The following is a 17,459-nucleotide window of genomic DNA, read 5'->3' on the forward strand; positions in this document are numbered from 1 at the left end:
AAAAACGGAACGCTGGCTAACCTGATTAAAGCGACTGCCAATCCATCAATACATTCCATTGATACGATAGGCAGTCATGTATCGGCTATTGTGGGTCGGCCATGGTAGTTTTAAGAAGGCTTGCAATGTTCGCCGCTTTTGGCTTCACTAAATAGAATTTACGAACATAGTGCTCAAAGTCGTCCAATATCGTCTGACCCCATGCACTGCCTGTTTTATCTACGTGAGCTTCAATCACTTGCTGTAAGTGAATGCGATGCTCTTCTGTTTGCTCGCTTGAGATACGGTTGAGATCGATCAGCTCATGGTTGCAACGATCAAAGAAGTCGCCTTCCATGTCGAGTACATATGCAAAACCACCCGTCATACCAGCACCGAAGTTGAGTCCAGTACGGCCAAGAATCGTGACGATACCGCCAGTCATATATTCACAGCAATGGTCTCCTGTACCCTCGATGACTGCATGCGCGCCAGAGTTACGAACGCCAAAACGCTCACCTGCGGTCCCAGCAGCATACAACTTACCGCCGGTTGCACCATATAGGCAAGTATTACCGATGATGGCGGTTTCTTGTGCCGTAAAGTTTGAGTCTTTAGGTGGATAAATGACAATCTCACCGCCAGCCATGCCTTTACCCACATAGTCGTTGGCATCGCCTTCAAGCTCGATATTTAAGCCACCAGCATTCCACACGCCTAGACTTTGTCCTGCGGTACCAGTTAGACGAAGCTTAATTGGCATATCGCTCATGCCAAGGTTGCCCCAGACTTGCGCAATCTCACCAGAAATACGAGCACCGATAGAGCGGTCACAGTTACCAACGAAATAACTATAGTCGCCACCTGCCCCTTTACGAATATTCACAAGCATATCGCTAATCATCTGCTCAGCAAGCAAGCCTTTATCAAACGGCTCGTTACGCTCAACCTGACACGTTTGGGCTTTACCCACACTGGCTGGGTGACTAAATAACAATGGTGTTAAATCAAGATGACGCTGCTTATCAGTGTTACCTTCTAAGATATCTAGCAAGTCAGTACGACCAACTAGTTCTTCCATGCTACGAACACCTAGCGCTGCCAACCATTCACGCGTTTCGGTTGCGACAAACTTAAAGAAATTAATCAGCATTTCTGCTTCGCCAATGAAATGCTCATCACGCAGCTTGGCTTTTTGAGTAGCAACACCTGTCGGACAGTTGTTTAAATGGCAAATACGTAGATACTTACAACCAACCGCAATCATCGGCGTGGTACCAAAGCCAAAGCTTTCTGCACCCAAGATAGCGGCTTTTACTACATCTAGCCCTGTTTTAAGACCACCGTCAGTCTGGACACGTACCTTATCACGTAACCCATTCACTCGTAGAGACTGGTGAGTCTCAGCCAGACCTAGCTCCCATGGTGAGCCTGCATGATGGATAGAAGATAGCGGAGACGCTGCCGTACCACCATCATAACCTGAGATAGTAATCAAATCGGCATAAGCTTTTGCAACACCTGTCGCGATCGTACCAACGCCCGGACGTGAAACCAATTTAACGGATACCAATGCATCTGGATTGACTTGCTTCAAATCAAAAATCAGCTGCGCCAAATCTTCGATAGAGTAAATATCGTGATGCGGCGGCGGTGAAATCAAGGTCACGCCTGGCACCGAATAACGCAAGCGCGCAATCAACGCATTCACTTTACCACCAGGTAGCTGACCACCCTCGCCCGGTTTTGCGCCTTGAGCCACTTTAATTTGCATCACTTCTGCTGAGCGCAGATATGCAGGTGTCACACCAAAACGACCAGAGGCCACTTGCTTGATCTTTGAGTTACGCAATGTGCCATAACGCGCAGGATCTTCACCGCCTTCACCAGAGTTTGAACGACCACCGATGGTATTCATAGCCATCGCAATTGACTCATGCGCTTCAGGAGATAGCGCGCCTAATGACATGCCAGCTGAGTCAAAACGCGTCAAGATTTCAGAGATATCTTCTACGTCATTGACATCGATACTGTTGTCAGTTTTTAGTTGCAATAAGTCACGCAAAGTCGCGACCGGACGGCTATTGACTAGATTGGCATAATTCTGATAATTCTCATAATCGCCCGTACGTACTGCCGTATGCAGGCTGTTAATCACATCAGGGTTAAAGGCATGGTACTCTTTGTTGAAGACGAACTTAAGCAGACCACCTTGATCTAGAGGGGCACGACGCTTAAACGCATTGGCAGCCAGTTGCGCTTGATCAGCAGCAAGGTCTGCAAAGGTAGCGCCTTTGATACGGCTTTGTACACCTTTAAAACATAAATTGACGACTTCTTCTGATAGGCCTACTGCTTCAAACAACTGCGCGCCACGATAAGAAACAATGGTAGAGATACCCATTTTTGATAAGATTTTTAGCAAACCTTTATCCAAGCCTTTGCGGAAATTAACACGGGCTTGAATCGGATCACCAAGTAGCTCACCAGTCGCGACCAAATCATCAATGACATCGTATGCCAGATATGGATATACACAAGTTGCACCGAAGCCGATCAATACCGCTATTTGATGCGAGTCACGGGCAAGGCCCGTCTCAATGATTAAGTTAGCATCGGTACGAATACCTTGCGCGATTAGATAATGATGCACAGCACCAGTAACCATAATGGCATTGGCGGGTACTTTGTCTGCATCGATATCTTTATCAGACAAGACAATCAACGTATTACCTGAACGGATGTTATCTGCCACTTGCTCACAAATAGCCACGATAGCATCAGATAGCTCTAGAGTACGGTCATAGTTTAGATCAATACGAGCCATCTTGAACGCTGGATCATCCAAGGTTTCAAGCTGCTGCATTTTGCTGGCTGACAATACTGGCGATGACAAAATAATACGATGCGCATCTCTCGCAGATGGCGCAAATACGTTAGTCTCAGCGCCTAAACAAGTCTGCAACGACATCACGATAGATTCACGTAATGGATCGATTGGCGGATTAGTCACCTGTGCAAACTGCTGACGGAAGAAGTCACCGACATGACGAATTTGCTGCGACAGTACAGCCATTGGCGTATCGTCACCCATTGAGCCGACTGGTTCTTGACCATTTTCAGCATTAGGGCGAATGATTTCTGTGCGCTCTTCATTGGTGATGTGATACATCTTTTGTAGCGCTTTTAGCTTATCACCGCGACACGCTTGCGTTGCTAACGTTTCTTCTAGACGTTCATCATCACGAACACGCGTTGCTTCTTCACGCAACCATTTACGATATGGATGCGCCGTTTTTAGTAAAGTTGCAATAGCTGTCGTATCTAGAATTTGACCAGTCAACGTATCAATAACCAACATTTGACCAGGTCCAACACGACCTTTTGCCAATACGTCTTGTGGCTCGTAATCCCAAACGCCCACTTCTGATGCAACAGTAATATAGCCATTCTTGGTGGTTACCCAACGTGACGGGCGCAAACCGTTTCTATCGAGCATACAGACCGCATAGCGTCCATCTTGAATGACTAGCCCTGCTGGACCGTCCCACGCTTCCATATGCTGTGAGTAAAACTCATAAAACGCACGCAGATCCATATCCATGCTATCAACATTCTGCCACGCTGGCGGTACCAAGATAGACATTGCATGGAACAGATTCATACCACCAGACATAAGCACTTCGAGCATGTTATCTAAGCTAGATGAATCTGAACCCGTACTATTTACAAGTGGTGTTAGCTCATTCAAGTTAGGCAGTTTGTCTGATTTTAGCTTTGGCGTACGCGCTTTAGACCAGTTGCGGTTACCTGTAATGGTATTTAACTCACCATTGTGCGCAAGATAACGGAATGGCTGTGCCAGTGGCCAGCGCGGCAAGGTATTGGTTGAGAAACGCTGATGGAAGACTACGATATGTGACGCCAAACGCTCATCTTGCAAATCCAAGAAAAACGCTGGTAAGTCTGAAGGCATTACCAAGCCTTTATAAATAATGGTCTGACAACTCAATGAACAGACGTAAAATAGCTCATCATCCGTCAAACGCTGCTCTGCTTTTTTGCGTGCAACAAACAGCTTACGGTTGAAATCATCAGCTGCTAGGTCATCTGGCGCATTAACGAACACTTGCTTAAAGTCTGGCAATGTCTCACGACCAATCTCACCAACAATACTTAAGTCAAGTGGTACATTGCGCCAGCCAGCCACTTTTAATCCTTGGGCGGTAATCTCATCGCTCAATACTTGTTGGCTATGCTTGGCTTTATCGCTATCTAAATTAACGAACACCATACCGACAGCAAAGTTGTCTGTAATGGCAAATTGCTGCTCGTCAGCAATCTGTTTAAAGAAATCGGTAGGCGTCGCTAATAGTAAGCCACAACCATCACCAGTTCTACCGTCAGCAGCAACACCGCCGCGATGTGTCATACAACTTAAACTATGAATGGCAGTTTTTACCAAATCATGGCTCGCTTCACCCTCAATATGGGCAATTAGGCCAAAACCGCAATTATCAGAAAAATCATCTGGCGTGGCCAGGTGTGTTTGTGAGGAAATCATTGACATAGCTTGTCCTTTTAAGTAGACGGGCAACTTATATTTCCAATTCGGAGTATAAGTTGGTACCCGTAAGCAGAACGGGCTGATAGTGGATATTCGTGTGTTCGAATTGGCAAATAGTGCAATGCTCGATAGACATCATACTCTAAGAGAAAGTAAAACCCTTGACCCTCTTGGTCATTAGCTGATGTCTTGACATGTGGTCCGTGTATCAAAAGATAGTAAGTAGCAGCCCTTGGCAACGGGAGAATCTACGCCCTTAAATGCCAGTTACTCAATCAGTGATATCTAATGCCATTCATTTAAGCATCATTTGTTATGTTGTCATGTCTAGCATTTAGCGCTAAGCATACAATAACTTAATAACGGTGCACTTGTTTATCTTGAATATCTGACGCCCTGTATTCAAGCACTTTGTTTACCCTAAAAAGAGTGACAATAAGAGAGGTTGCGTCACTTACGATAACCTTATTATGGATAGTAAGTAACCGCGCTTGAGACAATAATATTTAGTAAAGAACTCTAAAAACTAAGAAAAAACCACTAAATAGTTGTTAAATAGACATTTTTTACGATAACTATACAGAACGTCGCCCACAGTTATATTAGTTAATGATTGTCGAAAAATCTAGTCTTTTCTATCGATTCATCAGCCATAAATTGTAAGAGGACTTATTACTATTGGTTATGAAACAAATAAAACTGCTATTAAAATTTTAATATAAACCATATAAATGACAGTTAGCAAAAGGCTTTGATAATACTTAGCAGTAGTAGCTTACCGTTTATGATGACGGTAAAACTTTTTTGTATAGTGCTAAAAAAACCCACTAACCAAATAGCTAGTGGGTTTAATTAATCAGGCAAAAATTAATTACTCTTATCCTCTATTAGCGCTTTTATACTGTCGCTATTATTTTTGGGAGGGTTAGCGTTAGCACTTTTGCCATTAGTATTTGAATTATTGTTGGTGCTGCTAGGGGGCTTAGGCGTTGGCACGACTGGTGGCTTCTTACTAGTAGAGTTCTCCGCCGGTGCCGCGGACTTTTTGTTTTCTGGCGTGGGCTTACTTGCGTTGTTTTCGTCTTTTGGCGATGATTCAGATATTGTCTGCGTCTCACCACCAACCGTACGCTCTTCACTAACAGATAACGTGGCAGAGGTATCTACTGACTGACGAATACTCTCTTGGGTGCTGCTACTATTAGCGCTTTCTTGGTTACTTCGATTACTGTTAGCACTAGCTGCTTGAGCAGCGGCGTCATCAGCTTCTTCTTGCAAACGAGCTGGCACTTCGCGCTTAGTAGGTTTCAAATCGACGGCACGCGTACGTTTTGTACTTAGATCTTTTACTGGATCAGGACGCTCATAATTATCAATGATACTGACATACCGGTTAATCTCTTCTGGCAGTACACGTACGTTTGTAGGTAACTTAAAGTCTATTAGCTTTGCGGCGCCTACCGCTTCTTGCGGGCTGCTCATAATCCCATAAGTCAGCATATAACGGACTTGTTTTTCATCATCAAGATAACGGAAGTAAGCAAATTTATCACGATCTTGACGGCCTTCTAGGTAACTGACAATCACATCGTTTTCAGCGACATTCATTACTTGAACAGTCCATTTGCCTTTATTAGCTAGCAGATAACGCTTGTCTTTGAACTCATCAGGATAATCGCGCAAATCTCGAATCGTTGCATCAAAGTTAATCGGTTGCACATCCGTATCTAACTCATGTAGGGATTCAACTTTTAATGGTTGCTCAAACTCTTCATTCAAAATCTCTGGCGCTGATATCGGTGCATTCTCAATTTTGGCACCCATGGCTGGCGTTTGACTAAACATCCATACTAACGCTGTGGCCACCCCTAAAAGTAGGGTCACTATTAGCCAAATCAGTGCTTGACGACTGTATGATTGGCTAGCAGTACGCGTTTTTGTTTTTGATGTTGCCATGAGGCGGTCCTTGGTAAACACATGTTTTACAGCGTGGTATAAATGCTTATTCAAACAGAGGTACAGCTAACCAGTTGGCTATAAGTACGAGATTTTAGTATAAATATATAAACGATAAATTCTTGAGACGTTATGCGCTATGTTTTGACAAAACTCCATGTAATAACTGGCTGTCAAACTCATTAGTCATTACCGCATCGCCTATTGATTTTAACAAAATTAGGCGGATTTGTCCGTGTTTCACTTTTTTATCGTGTCCCATTAAATCTAGAGCAGTGTCTACACCAATAGCTGGTGGCGTAATAGGTAAGTTTGCCAATTCCAAAACACGCTTAATACGTACAACTTCATCATCAGTTAACCAGCCAATCTTTTGCGATAGCTCAGCTGCTTGTACCATACCAGCCGCTACTGCTTCGCCATGCAACCAATTACCATAGCCTTCATGTGTTTCAATTACATGACCAAAAGTATGACCAAAGTTCAATAGCGCGCGCACACCGGACTCTCTTTCGTCTTGTGCCACTACATCGGCTTTGTACTGACAGCAGCGCTTTACAGCTTCACCAAGTACTGCCAAGTCAAGCGCCATCATTGCAGGCAAGTTTGCCTCAAGCCACGTTAGAAATGCCTCATCCATGATAAGGGCATATTTAATAATCTCGGCCACTCCAGCCGACAACTCACGCGCAGGCAGTGTCTTAAGCGTACTCATATCAGCAAGCACCATTTGCGGCTGCCAAAAAGCACCAATCATGTTTTTACCTTGCGGATGATTGATACCCGTTTTACCACCAACACTAGAATCTACTTGTGACAGTAGCGTCGTTGGAATTTGGATAAAATTGACACCGCGCATAAAACTGGCAGCAGCAAAACCAGTCATATCTCCGATTACACCACCGCCAAGGGCAATAAGTGTCACATCGCGATTGAAGTGTTCTGTCATCAGCGCATCATAAATCTGATCAATACTTGCCTGATTTTTGTATTGTTCACCATCTGGCAGTACGCACACCTTTACCACAAACTGCCCTGCTAGCTCATCTTCTAATGCTTTTAAGTATAAAGGTGCCACAGTGTCATTAGTGACGATCAAAACCTGACGACCACTGATATAAGGCGTGATCTGCTTCGCCATACTGCCATGTTCAGTCGTAGGTTGTTCAGTAATGACAATAGGATAATCATGACTTTGCGTCTGAACTATTAAGCCATCATGAAACGGCATTACCATATGATACTCCTAAAGCATTTTCGATGAGGTAAAAGTAATTGAGTCTGCATATCAATCGTAGTTGCCAGTCTATTACTAATCTTCTTGGTGCGCTGATGCGTCGGTAGTGCAATCGACGAATGATTCTAGCTGCTGCATCAATTGATTGACCATATGGCGTGGGTACGTGTGACCAGTAGGCATAATAATATGGGCGACTTGGCGATAGAGTGGATCGCGAGCACTATACAAATCTTGCAATATTTTTCTAGGATTAGGCTGCTGCAATAATGGTCGAGACTTATCTTTAGAGGTACGGGCTAGCTGCACCTCGACAGGTGCATTAAGATAAACGACGATGCCACGCTGTTTTAGGAACTCTCGGTTTTCAGCACACATGACTGCACCGCCACCGGTCGCTAATACGATTTGAGAGTTTTGGGTCAATTCATCAATGGCACGCGTTTCACGCTCACGGAAGCCTGCCTCACCTTCTTTGGCAAATATCCAAGCAATGTCAGCACCTGTCTGCGATTCAATATACCAATCGCTGTCTACAAACGTGCGACCTAACTGCTTGGCAAGCAGTTTTCCGATTGTCGTCTTCCCTGCTCCCATCGGACCCACTAAAAACACCGACGGTAATTCCTGCCCCATAATACTTACTCAGCTAAATTAGGTATGATACAACGTCATCGTTATTCTGGCTAGTAATGAGCCGTGATTATTGTGAGTAAAATTTAGAGTGTATCATTCATCGGTACATACATAGATATTACAACGCTAAAACCACTAATTTCGCGCACAAAAAAAGTAAGCACTATGGCTTACTTTTTTTAGTAACTAGCTAAACAATTTATGATTAGTTTAGACGACTCGTACCATCATTAATAAGTTTCGGAGTTACGAAAATCAGTAGCTCTTCCTTACTATTACTACGTACATCACGACGGAATGCACGACCAATATAAGGCAAGTCTCCTAGGAAAGGCACTTTATCTACACCGTTATTGGTACGGTTTTTGAAGACGCCGCCTAATACCACTGTCTGACCATCTTCAATAATAACGTTGGTTGATATAGAGTCCTCAGAGATAGCAACCTGATTATTAATGATAGTCGGTGTACCGTTGGTAATGACCAATTGTAAACCAATTTTACCATCAGGCGTGATGTTTGGTGTCGCTTCTAGACTTAATGCAGCCTCTCTAAAGCTGGTTGTCGTCGCACCACTGGCTGATGCTTCTTGATACGGAATCTGAGTACCAGAAGATACTTTCGCTGTCTGCTTATCTGCCGTCAAAATCTTTGGTGTAGAAATAACTTCACCACGGTTATCAGCTTGCAGTGCTGACAACTCAAGATCTAGCATCACATCAGACATACTGAGCAAACCAAAGGCGATACTACCCGCTGGGTTAGAAACGCCTAAATCAACGTTTAGGTTATCAGGACGAGTAATATCATAAGAAGGATAAGAAACGGTTTGACCATTTACCGTCGTCGTCTCTACATCAAAATCTTTCAAATCCCATAAGGTTTGATCACTACCGCCAACCAGTAAACTACGGTTGTTGGCTGCACCGTTTGACAAGATACCCCAGCGAACACCAATCTCTTTACTGAAGCTATCAGTTGCACTGACGATACGTGCTTCAATCATGACCTGACGAACAGGAATATCAATTTTACTGATCAGTTTATGGATGTTCTCGATACTGTCAGCAACGTCTTTAATAATCAACGTATTGGTACGTTCATCAACCGTTACCGTACCACGATTGGATAACAACGTATTATTATCTTCACGATTTGCGAGGCCACTATTATTACCAGTCGCGCCGCTACCTTGAGAAATAAGCGTTAAGACATCTTGTGCTTTTGCATAGCTTAAACGAATGTACTCAGTACGCAGAGGTGCGTAAGATTGGACAGCTTGCTGCGCTTCTAGTTCACGTGCTTCTTGCTCAGCGAGCTCAGTAGAAGGCGCAACCAAAATCACATTACCGTTTTCACGCTTGCCTAGATTTTTGCTCTTAAGAATGATATCGAGGGCTTGATCCCAAGGAACATTAATCAAACGCAAGGTGATGTTACCAGCAACAGAATCACTTGCCACGATATTCATCTCAGTAAATTGCGCCAAAATGTCTAAGACACTACGAACCTCAACATCTTGAAATTCCATAGATAGCGGTTCGCCACTATAGACTCTTTCTTCCAGCGTCGGCTCACGTAACAGCTCAGGCTTTTTAATACCAATATTCAACTGGTTACCTGATTGGTAGGCTTGATACTCATAATCGTCATTCATGTTAATGGTAACGACGCCATTCTGTCCTTGGTTTTTAGTATCAATACTTCCAACAAGACCACTATTAATATTCAATCGGCGCAATAAGTTTCTCGGAACCGTACTACCAGTCAAACGTACGACAAGTTTATTACCTTGGCGCTGCACATCTACTGGAATGGCTTCGTTGGCCAGTACCATGCTGACATTACCGCCACCATCACTGCCTGCTGAAAAATTGACTGCGCTTAACCCATCATAGCTATACTGCTTGCTTACTTGTGAAGCGGCCAATTGAGGATTTAAAAGCGGATTGACTCTAACCACCATCGTATCAGCTGGTACTTCGTTCTTCACGACAACCTTGCTCGTGGTACGTACAGGCGCTACTGGTACAGTAGAGCTCTCAACAATAGGCGTCACGACTGCGGTCGTTGTCATACTATTATTGTTATTGAGCACATCTTGAATCGGGTCGCTGGTAATGACGGGACGGTTAGGGTCAGTGATAGTCAGCAATAAATCATTGCCTTCAATCGCCGTCGTATAATTGCCTGATTCTTTTAAACCAACAATGAGGCGTGTGGTACTGTCACTACTTAGCGTAGTAACGTCATTAATCGCACCGATGTTATATTCGTTGAAGCGGCTAGCAAGCCCATTCTGTACTTGTTCGAAATCTAGGACTAAGCGACTAGGATCATCAAGCTGATAGGCTGCAGGCAATACTGGCAATCCTGTAAACCCCAAACGCATTTGCGTCACTGCAGGTGCTGTCTGTACTACAGAGACATTATCGATGCGCTGTGCAGCATGAGCACTATTAGTCACAGCCACCATACTGACTGCCAGTGCTGAAATGGCAAAAGCAGAAGACATGCGGTTGCTCATCATCATTACCTTGTTATTGCGTACTGTCATTATTTATTCCTCAAAAAATCTGCCGACTTAGCTTATAGGGGATACCAGCGACTGGGGTTTTTCTACAAACCCTGCGCGGCTATCTGGCACAATTTCAATCAAGTTAACCTGGGTCGGCGTGATTTCAACAATACGGCCGTCATTCAATCCAAGATAATCGCCTACTTTAACACTGGCAACCGAACCATCGGGACGTTGTATCAATGCATATCGCTGACCTTCGGGCGAAATCACCACACCTCGGAAGACCAATTGCGACAGTTCATACTGCTCAAGCGGTTCTTTGATTCTGTTGATATCTGGTCGTACACCATCTATGGGAGTGGTCGGGCCTTGTACATTGACTAAACTCGGTGGTAAAAATGGACTACGCTGCGAGCTAGCGCTATATACAAAATCTTCTACCAGCTCGGCTTTAGGCGGCGGCTCAATAGGCTGTGCAGGCTGATTACGGATATCGGTCATTGCTTGCTCTGCCATACCTATACGGTCACTACACCCTGTCATAGATAAAACAGCGACACTTAAAACCAGTAGCATGGGCATTCTTTGAATACTCATTAGTTGCCTCCTGCATTTGCATCAGTAGCAGCGGCTGCATCACCTTCAGGAGCCGCTTCTTTAGAGCGATAGGTCTTAGTTTGCAAGACTAAGTTAAGCTCTGGCAAAACATCCAATGTAGGCTGTGGGTTACTAACTTCAAAATCATGCATCGTAATAATTCGAGGCAGAGCAGCAAGACCGCTGATAAAGCTACCAAACTGATGGTATTCACCCAAAGCTGCAATACGTATTGGCTGCTCAATAAAGAATTCATTTTCAATTTCGGGCTCTACTGAAATATCTTGGAAACGAATATTGCTACCAACGCCTGTCATGTTTATGCCTTCTACCAATTCTGACACACGCGTATCTTTCGGCAACTGATCCAATAAAGTATTAAATTCAGTTTCCATTTGGACAACTTGCGCCTGATACGCTTTTAAATGACGTGCGCGCGATTCTTTTTCACGGTAGCTATCAAGTAAGGTTTGTTGTTGGCTTTCAGCCGCATTAATCTCATCGATTTTACTACTGATGGGTAATGCCCATGACAATGCTGCGATGAAGGTAATGATAAGACCAATCACTGTCACTTTTACAGGTAATGGCCAACTGCCATAGTTTTCTGAATCTAGCGACTCAAAACTACGGCGAAACTCATTTAAATCGAATTGCTTTTTTGGCTTTAGAGCAGATTTTTTGGTTTTAGAGAGGCTCTTTTTGCGGATAAGCTTCATAACGCACCTCCTAGACCAGTATCGGTATCAGTAGTCGGAGTTTCCGACTGTACTCTAGTCGTTACTACAAACTGTACGTAACTGTCTTCAGGATAAACGGGGCGCGCCTGCTCACCAGTATTAACCGTATTATTGAGGGCTGGAGCAGCCTCATAAGCGCTAATATTCTGTTGAATGTTACTCACTGCTGAGTTGCCCATCCATTTACTGTTATCAAGGTTACGAATCAGACTGGACACAATGTTTGGATTGTCCGCTAAGCCTGTCAAAGTTAACGTATCACCTTCACGTTTAAGGTTATTTAGATAAAGTGCTGGTGGAATAGCTTTTGCCAAATCATCCCATAAACGTACAGGCACAGGACGTCGTCCCTGCAAATCTTGAATGACTTGCATGCGTGAAATAATGTCTTCACGGCGCTGCTCTAAACTGTCAATTTCGGTCAATGCTGTATCTAAGCGAGTGTTTTCTTGTTCGATCAATGCGTTGGCATCAAGCTGCTCATCAAGTTCATTATTAAAATAACTCCATGAAGCAAAAGCTGCCAATAGGGTCAGTAACGTCACCGCCACTATCAATGTCATAAACTCTTTGTTACGACGTTCACGCTCTTCTTGTCGCCAAGGTAAAAGGTTAATACGAGCCATTAGTCAAAGCTCCTTAACGCAAGACCGCATGCAGCCATTAAGCTTGGCGCATCGACCGCCAATTGCTCATTATCGATATTTGGTGCAATAGTCATATTGGTAAAAGGGTTAGCAACACTGACAGTAACGCCTAGCTTTTGTTGTGCCATACCAGCGAGACCTGCAATAGAACTGCTGCCCCCTGCAAGCACCACATGATCGATACTGCTATATTGACTTGATGAGAAATAAAACTGTAAAGAGCGAGTGATCTGTTGAATGGTATTTTCTATAAAAGGGGTCAGTACTTCAGGATAATAATCATCAGGTAAGGTACGTTCGCGTTTACTCAATGTCGCTTCTTCTACTGATAGACCATAGCGATTTTGTATCGCCTCGGTCAGCTGAGCACCGCCAAACAACTGCTCACGACTATAAATAAACTCGCCATTCTTAGCGATATATAATGTGGTCTGATTATGGCCGATATCTACTAATGCTACTAGTTCGGGGACATTTGGTAGGCTATCTACCATCAATCCAAATGCACGCTCGATTGCATGCGATTCGATATCCATGACTTTCGTTTGTAGGCCACCAAAGGCTAAAGCATCGACACGCTGGTCAACGTTTTCCGAACGAGAAGCAGCAAGCAATACCTGAACCATATCTTCACTAACCAAAGACGGTCCTAATACTTCAAAGTCTAGATTGACGTCTTCTAATGGATAAGGCACATACTGGTCGGCATCTAAACGTATTTGCGCCTCACGCTCAACATCGCTAAGCGTCATATCCATATCAATGATTTTAGTAATCACTGCAGAGCCAGAAACAGCGGTCGCAGCATTGCTACCCGAGACTTGGCAGCGTCGCGCCAAGCCCGTTATAATATTACCGGCAGCTTCTGTATCTACTAGAATCTTATCAACCACGATACCTTCCGGTAGTCTTTCAATACCATAAGATTTTAGGTGAAACATGCCTTGCTGACGCTGTATGTCAACCAACTTTACTGAGGTGGCACAAATATCCACGCCAATCAAATGTCGACTTTTGGAAGTAAATAGCCTCACTAGCTCTATACCTTATATTAAGTGTACAATCTGGTAGTTATTTGTAATAATTCAATACAATACTTTACTTAATTGATAGATTCAAGCATTTAAAAATATATTAAGGCCAACTTACACATTTATTATGACCTGCCTATTTTGTTCAATGTATAATAATATTGTCTGCTACAAATTCTAACTAATAAGTCTTATTATGGCCAAAACAAATGCTACCGCTCGTCTCATTCGCTTTTTGGTGGGACTCTTTATCGCTTGCCTAGCATTGGCAGTTGTTCTAGCACTTGCTGTACCTATTGGTTTTTATGGGATGGCCATGTATTTGTCACCAACCCTACCTAGTACGCAAGAGATTAAAACAGCCAAATTAGAAATGCCATTACAGATTTATAGTAGTGATGATAAATTAATTGGCCAATACGGCAATCGTTTATCTTTACCAGTTAGTTTTGATGAGATTCCTGAAGATTTAACCCATGCTTTTTTAGCGGCCGAAGATGCTTCTTTCTTTCAGCATAGCGGAATTAGTATTAAAGGTCTTGGTCGCGCTGTCACTGAAGCAGTTACTGATGACGATGGTCAAACCGGTGGCTCTACCATTACGATGCAGGTCGCTAAAAACTATTTCTTAAGTCCAGAACGTACTTTAAACCGCAAACTAACAGAGTTGTTTTTGGCGCGGAAGATCGAAGACGAACTGAGCAAAAATGATATTTTGACACTATATGTCAATAAGATCTATCTGGGTGAAGGCGCCTATGGCATCCGCGCTGCGGCCAAAAAATATTATAGTAAGTCATTAGACAATCTAACTATTGCTGAAATGGCGATGTTAGCAGGTCTACCAAAAGCCCCTTCTAAGTATAACCCTGTTGCAAATCCTAGCCGCGCATTGACTCGCCGTAACTGGATTGTTGGACGCATGCATGAGCTTGGCTATATTACCAAAGCTCAGTACGATGAAGCGGTCAACTCTCCTATAGGTATCAACCTATATAAAGAAAAGCTCGATGTAAATATGCCTTATTTGGCAGAAATGACGCGAGCTTCTTTGGTCGAACGTTATGGCGATCAAGTCATGCACGGTGGGTGGCGCGTACGTCTCACAGTAGATAGTAAAGCGCAAACAGATGCAGAAGCAGCAGTAGTAACAGGATTGATTGCCTACGAGCATCGCCATGGTTGGCGCGGGGCTGAAGCAAATGATGAGCCTCTCGAAAACTTCCGACGTTACAGCAATATGTCTCCTGCCAAAGTGACTAAAGTCAATTCTCGTAGTTTTGATGCAGTCCTACAATCCGGTGAAGAAGTAACCGTTAATTGGTCTGGTATGAAATGGGCACGAAAATATATTTCTGCTGACCGTATTGGTTATTACCCTAGCAATGCCAGTCAGGTTGTTAAGAAAAATGATATCGTTCGTGTGATACCTACTTCAAATGGCAACTGGCAATTAGGTCAAATACCTAAAATCCAAGGCAGTTTGGTCTCGTTAAATCCAGAGACTGGTGCTGTCAATGCATTGGTTGGTGGCTTTGATTTTAACCATAGTAAGTTCAACCGCGCTCTACAAGGCTGGCGTCAACCTGGCTCAACCATCAAACCGCTTGTTTATACCGCTGCTTTAGAGAAAGGTTATCGCCCAGATACCATCGTGTCTGACCGAGCTATCCAAGTAGGTGACTGGAAACCGAAAAACTCTGATGAACGTTTCTTAGGTGATATCACTTTACGTCGAGGTTTATATTTATCCCGTAACCTCGTATCTATTCGCTTGTTACAAGCTATTGGTATCTCAAGTACGCGCAACCTATTAGATGAGTTTGGTCTTGATAAAGAAAAGCTGCCGACAACATTATCATTAGCACTTGGAGCAGGACAAGCCACACCATTACAAATGGCCACGGCTTACTCAACTTTCGCAAATGGTGGTCATCGTGTCCAACCTTACTTTATTGAACAAATTTACAATTATAAAAACGAGCTGTTGTTTCAGGCAAATCCACGTCAAGCGTGTGCACTATGCTTTAACGAAAAACTTGAAAAGGTTAATAGCAGCTTAGTTGAAGAGTATGAGAAGTCAATTGAAGCGCTTGATGATAGTACTAATGAAATAACTACCGATAATTCATCATTAGAAGGTAATGATGATAGCGAAACAACAGATAAAGAGCTTGATTTAACGGTATATAACGCAGGTCCACAATCAGACCGTCTAAAAGCGCCTGCCGTACAATATGTAAGAGCCAAACAAGCACCTCGTATACTGCAACCGAGAGTCGCTTTTGAGATGGCAGATATACTACGCGATGTAGTCCAACGCGGTACAGCGGTAAGAGCAAAAGCATTAGGACGTGATGATATCGGTGGCAAAACTGGTACCACCAATCAGGCCAAAGATGCGTGGTTTGCAGGATTTCATCCTACCAATGCGACAGTAGTATGGATGGGGTTCGATCAACCATCTACTATGGGCCGCCGTGAATATGGTGGTGTGGCAGCGCTACCAGTATGGATGGACTTTATGAAAGCCCAGCTCAAAGACACTCCAAGCCAATGGGTATCTATCAATAATCGCTCAAAATCTAGAAAACAACAGCAAAGTATCATAGAGATGACTGATGATGGCGTCCTAGTTAACGATGATGCCAATAACTCAGCCAAGCCAGTCAAGACTCAAACCCAGCAGCGTAAGCCTTCAGCTCCAGAGCCTACTGAAGATACTAATCCTCCACCATCAACAAAACCAAGCAGCAACCGTAGTGATGATAGCGTACCGGAAAATCCATTAACGGTGACACCCGTTGAAAGTATGCCACCGATGCCAGAGTAACAAACAAGACTATTTTTAGTTAATAAGAAAAAGGCTTATTCAGTAATGACTGAATAAGCCTTTTTTATGCGTTATAGATTATGATCTACCCTACTTAATCATACTTTCAGATGGTTCAATAAATAGAGATCACAGAATAAATCTTCTGGTTTACTTCCTATTAGAACTCGACCATACCTGCACGTAGTTGTTCAATCAGCTCTAAAAGCTGATTACGCCATTCTCGTATTGTTGTCTCATCAGGCAGCCATTGGTTAGATAAAGTGACAACATTGACAATCAAGTCTGGCGACGCTGATTGGCTACTTGGCGCCTCATCGACGATAGTATCTGGCGGTACTGCATAAAGACAACGTTGATAAGCACGTTCTATATTGGCGATAAAACCTTGCTGTTGCAGTTGCTGCAAACGCTGAATCTCAGGAGATACTTGCGTACGCTCGCTCAATGCTTGTTCAATATCGAGCAAAGTTGGCGCTGTCATATTTAAGCTATAGAAATGACCCAACTCCTGAATAAATGCCAGCAGCGCACCATGCAAATGAAAAATAGCAGTCTCACAGTGTGCTTGGTATAACTGCTTATCATTGGTGCTTCCTGCAGATTGGCAAGATAAACGACAGAAATATAACTTTTGATTGGTTCGATCTGCTTGATATTTGGCGACGCGAGTTTTACCTGCCATTTGCTAATTATCCTTTTATGAGTAGTGAAT

General features: G+C 43.5%; 11 protein-coding genes. 1 reads left to right on the forward strand and 10 read right to left on the reverse strand.

Features of this window, described 5'->3' with window-relative positions; all coding sequences use genetic code 11:
- Positions 1–85 precede the first annotated feature (85 nt).
- From gltB to ACQKC9_RS10930, 9 genes are all read right to left on the reverse strand, one after another.
- The gene (gene gltB / locus ACQKC9_RS10890; RefSeq protein ID WP_427621798.1) at positions 86–4,549 is read right to left on the reverse strand and encodes a glutamate synthase large subunit; all 4,464 of its coding nucleotides are present in this window, start codon (positions 4,547–4,549) and stop codon (positions 86–88) included.
- Positions 4,550–5,413: 864 nt separating this feature from the next.
- The gene (locus ACQKC9_RS10895) at positions 5,414–6,502 is read right to left on the reverse strand and encodes a hypothetical protein (RefSeq protein ID WP_427621799.1); all 1,089 of its coding nucleotides are present in this window, start codon (positions 6,500–6,502) and stop codon (positions 5,414–5,416) included.
- A 130-nt stretch (positions 6,503–6,632) separates the two neighbouring features.
- On the reverse strand, positions 6,633–7,739 hold the full coding sequence (aroB, locus tag ACQKC9_RS10900) for a 3-dehydroquinate synthase (protein ID WP_427621800.1): 1,107 nt from the start codon (positions 7,737–7,739) through the stop codon (positions 6,633–6,635).
- Between the two features lie 75 nt (positions 7,740–7,814).
- Complete coding sequence (aroK, locus tag ACQKC9_RS10905) at positions 7,815–8,375, reverse strand: shikimate kinase AroK (RefSeq protein ID WP_102093188.1); 561 nt, start codon at positions 8,373–8,375, stop codon at positions 7,815–7,817.
- A gap of 205 nt (positions 8,376–8,580) precedes the next feature.
- Positions 8,581–10,932 carry a type IV pilus secretin PilQ gene (pilQ, locus tag ACQKC9_RS10910; RefSeq protein WP_427621802.1) on the reverse strand — a complete coding sequence of 784 codons (2,352 nt, stop codon included), beginning with the start codon at positions 10,930–10,932 and terminating at the stop codon, positions 8,581–8,583.
- A gap of 27 nt (positions 10,933–10,959) precedes the next feature.
- Complete coding sequence (locus tag ACQKC9_RS10915) at positions 10,960–11,493, reverse strand: pilus assembly protein PilP (protein WP_160023655.1); 534 nt, start codon at positions 11,491–11,493, stop codon at positions 10,960–10,962.
- The gene (locus ACQKC9_RS10920; protein ID WP_179799317.1) at positions 11,493–12,212 is read right to left on the reverse strand and encodes a type 4a pilus biogenesis protein PilO; all 720 of its coding nucleotides are present in this window, start codon (positions 12,210–12,212) and stop codon (positions 11,493–11,495) included. Before ACQKC9_RS10920 ends, ACQKC9_RS10915 begins: the two co-directional genes overlap by 1 nt.
- Positions 12,209–12,859 carry a PilN domain-containing protein gene (locus ACQKC9_RS10925; protein ID WP_427621803.1) on the reverse strand — a complete coding sequence of 217 codons (651 nt, stop codon included), beginning with the start codon at positions 12,857–12,859 and terminating at the stop codon, positions 12,209–12,211. Before ACQKC9_RS10925 ends, ACQKC9_RS10920 begins: the two co-directional genes overlap by 4 nt.
- Positions 12,859–13,914, reverse strand: a complete 1,056-nt coding sequence (locus ACQKC9_RS10930) for a pilus assembly protein PilM (protein WP_427621804.1) — start codon at positions 13,912–13,914, stop codon at positions 12,859–12,861. The genes ACQKC9_RS10925 and ACQKC9_RS10930 overlap by 1 nt, the downstream gene beginning before the upstream one ends.
- A 193-nt stretch (positions 13,915–14,107) precedes the next feature.
- Between ACQKC9_RS10930 and ACQKC9_RS10935 the strand changes: the two genes are divergently transcribed.
- Positions 14,108–16,744, forward strand: a complete 2,637-nt coding sequence (locus ACQKC9_RS10935) for a penicillin-binding protein 1A (RefSeq protein WP_427621806.1) — start codon at positions 14,108–14,110, stop codon at positions 16,742–16,744.
- A 160-nt stretch (positions 16,745–16,904) separates the two neighbouring features.
- On the opposite strand, the gene ACQKC9_RS10940 is transcribed toward ACQKC9_RS10935, so the two are convergent.
- On the reverse strand, positions 16,905–17,429 hold the full coding sequence (locus tag ACQKC9_RS10940) for a DUF6586 family protein (protein WP_290178582.1): 525 nt from the start codon (positions 17,427–17,429) through the stop codon (positions 16,905–16,907).
- Positions 17,430–17,459: the final 30 nt, after the last annotated feature.

It is taken from the genome of Psychrobacter sp. NPDC078409 (assembly GCF_050268505.1).
Classification (GTDB): Bacteria; Pseudomonadota; Gammaproteobacteria; order Pseudomonadales; family Moraxellaceae; genus Psychrobacter.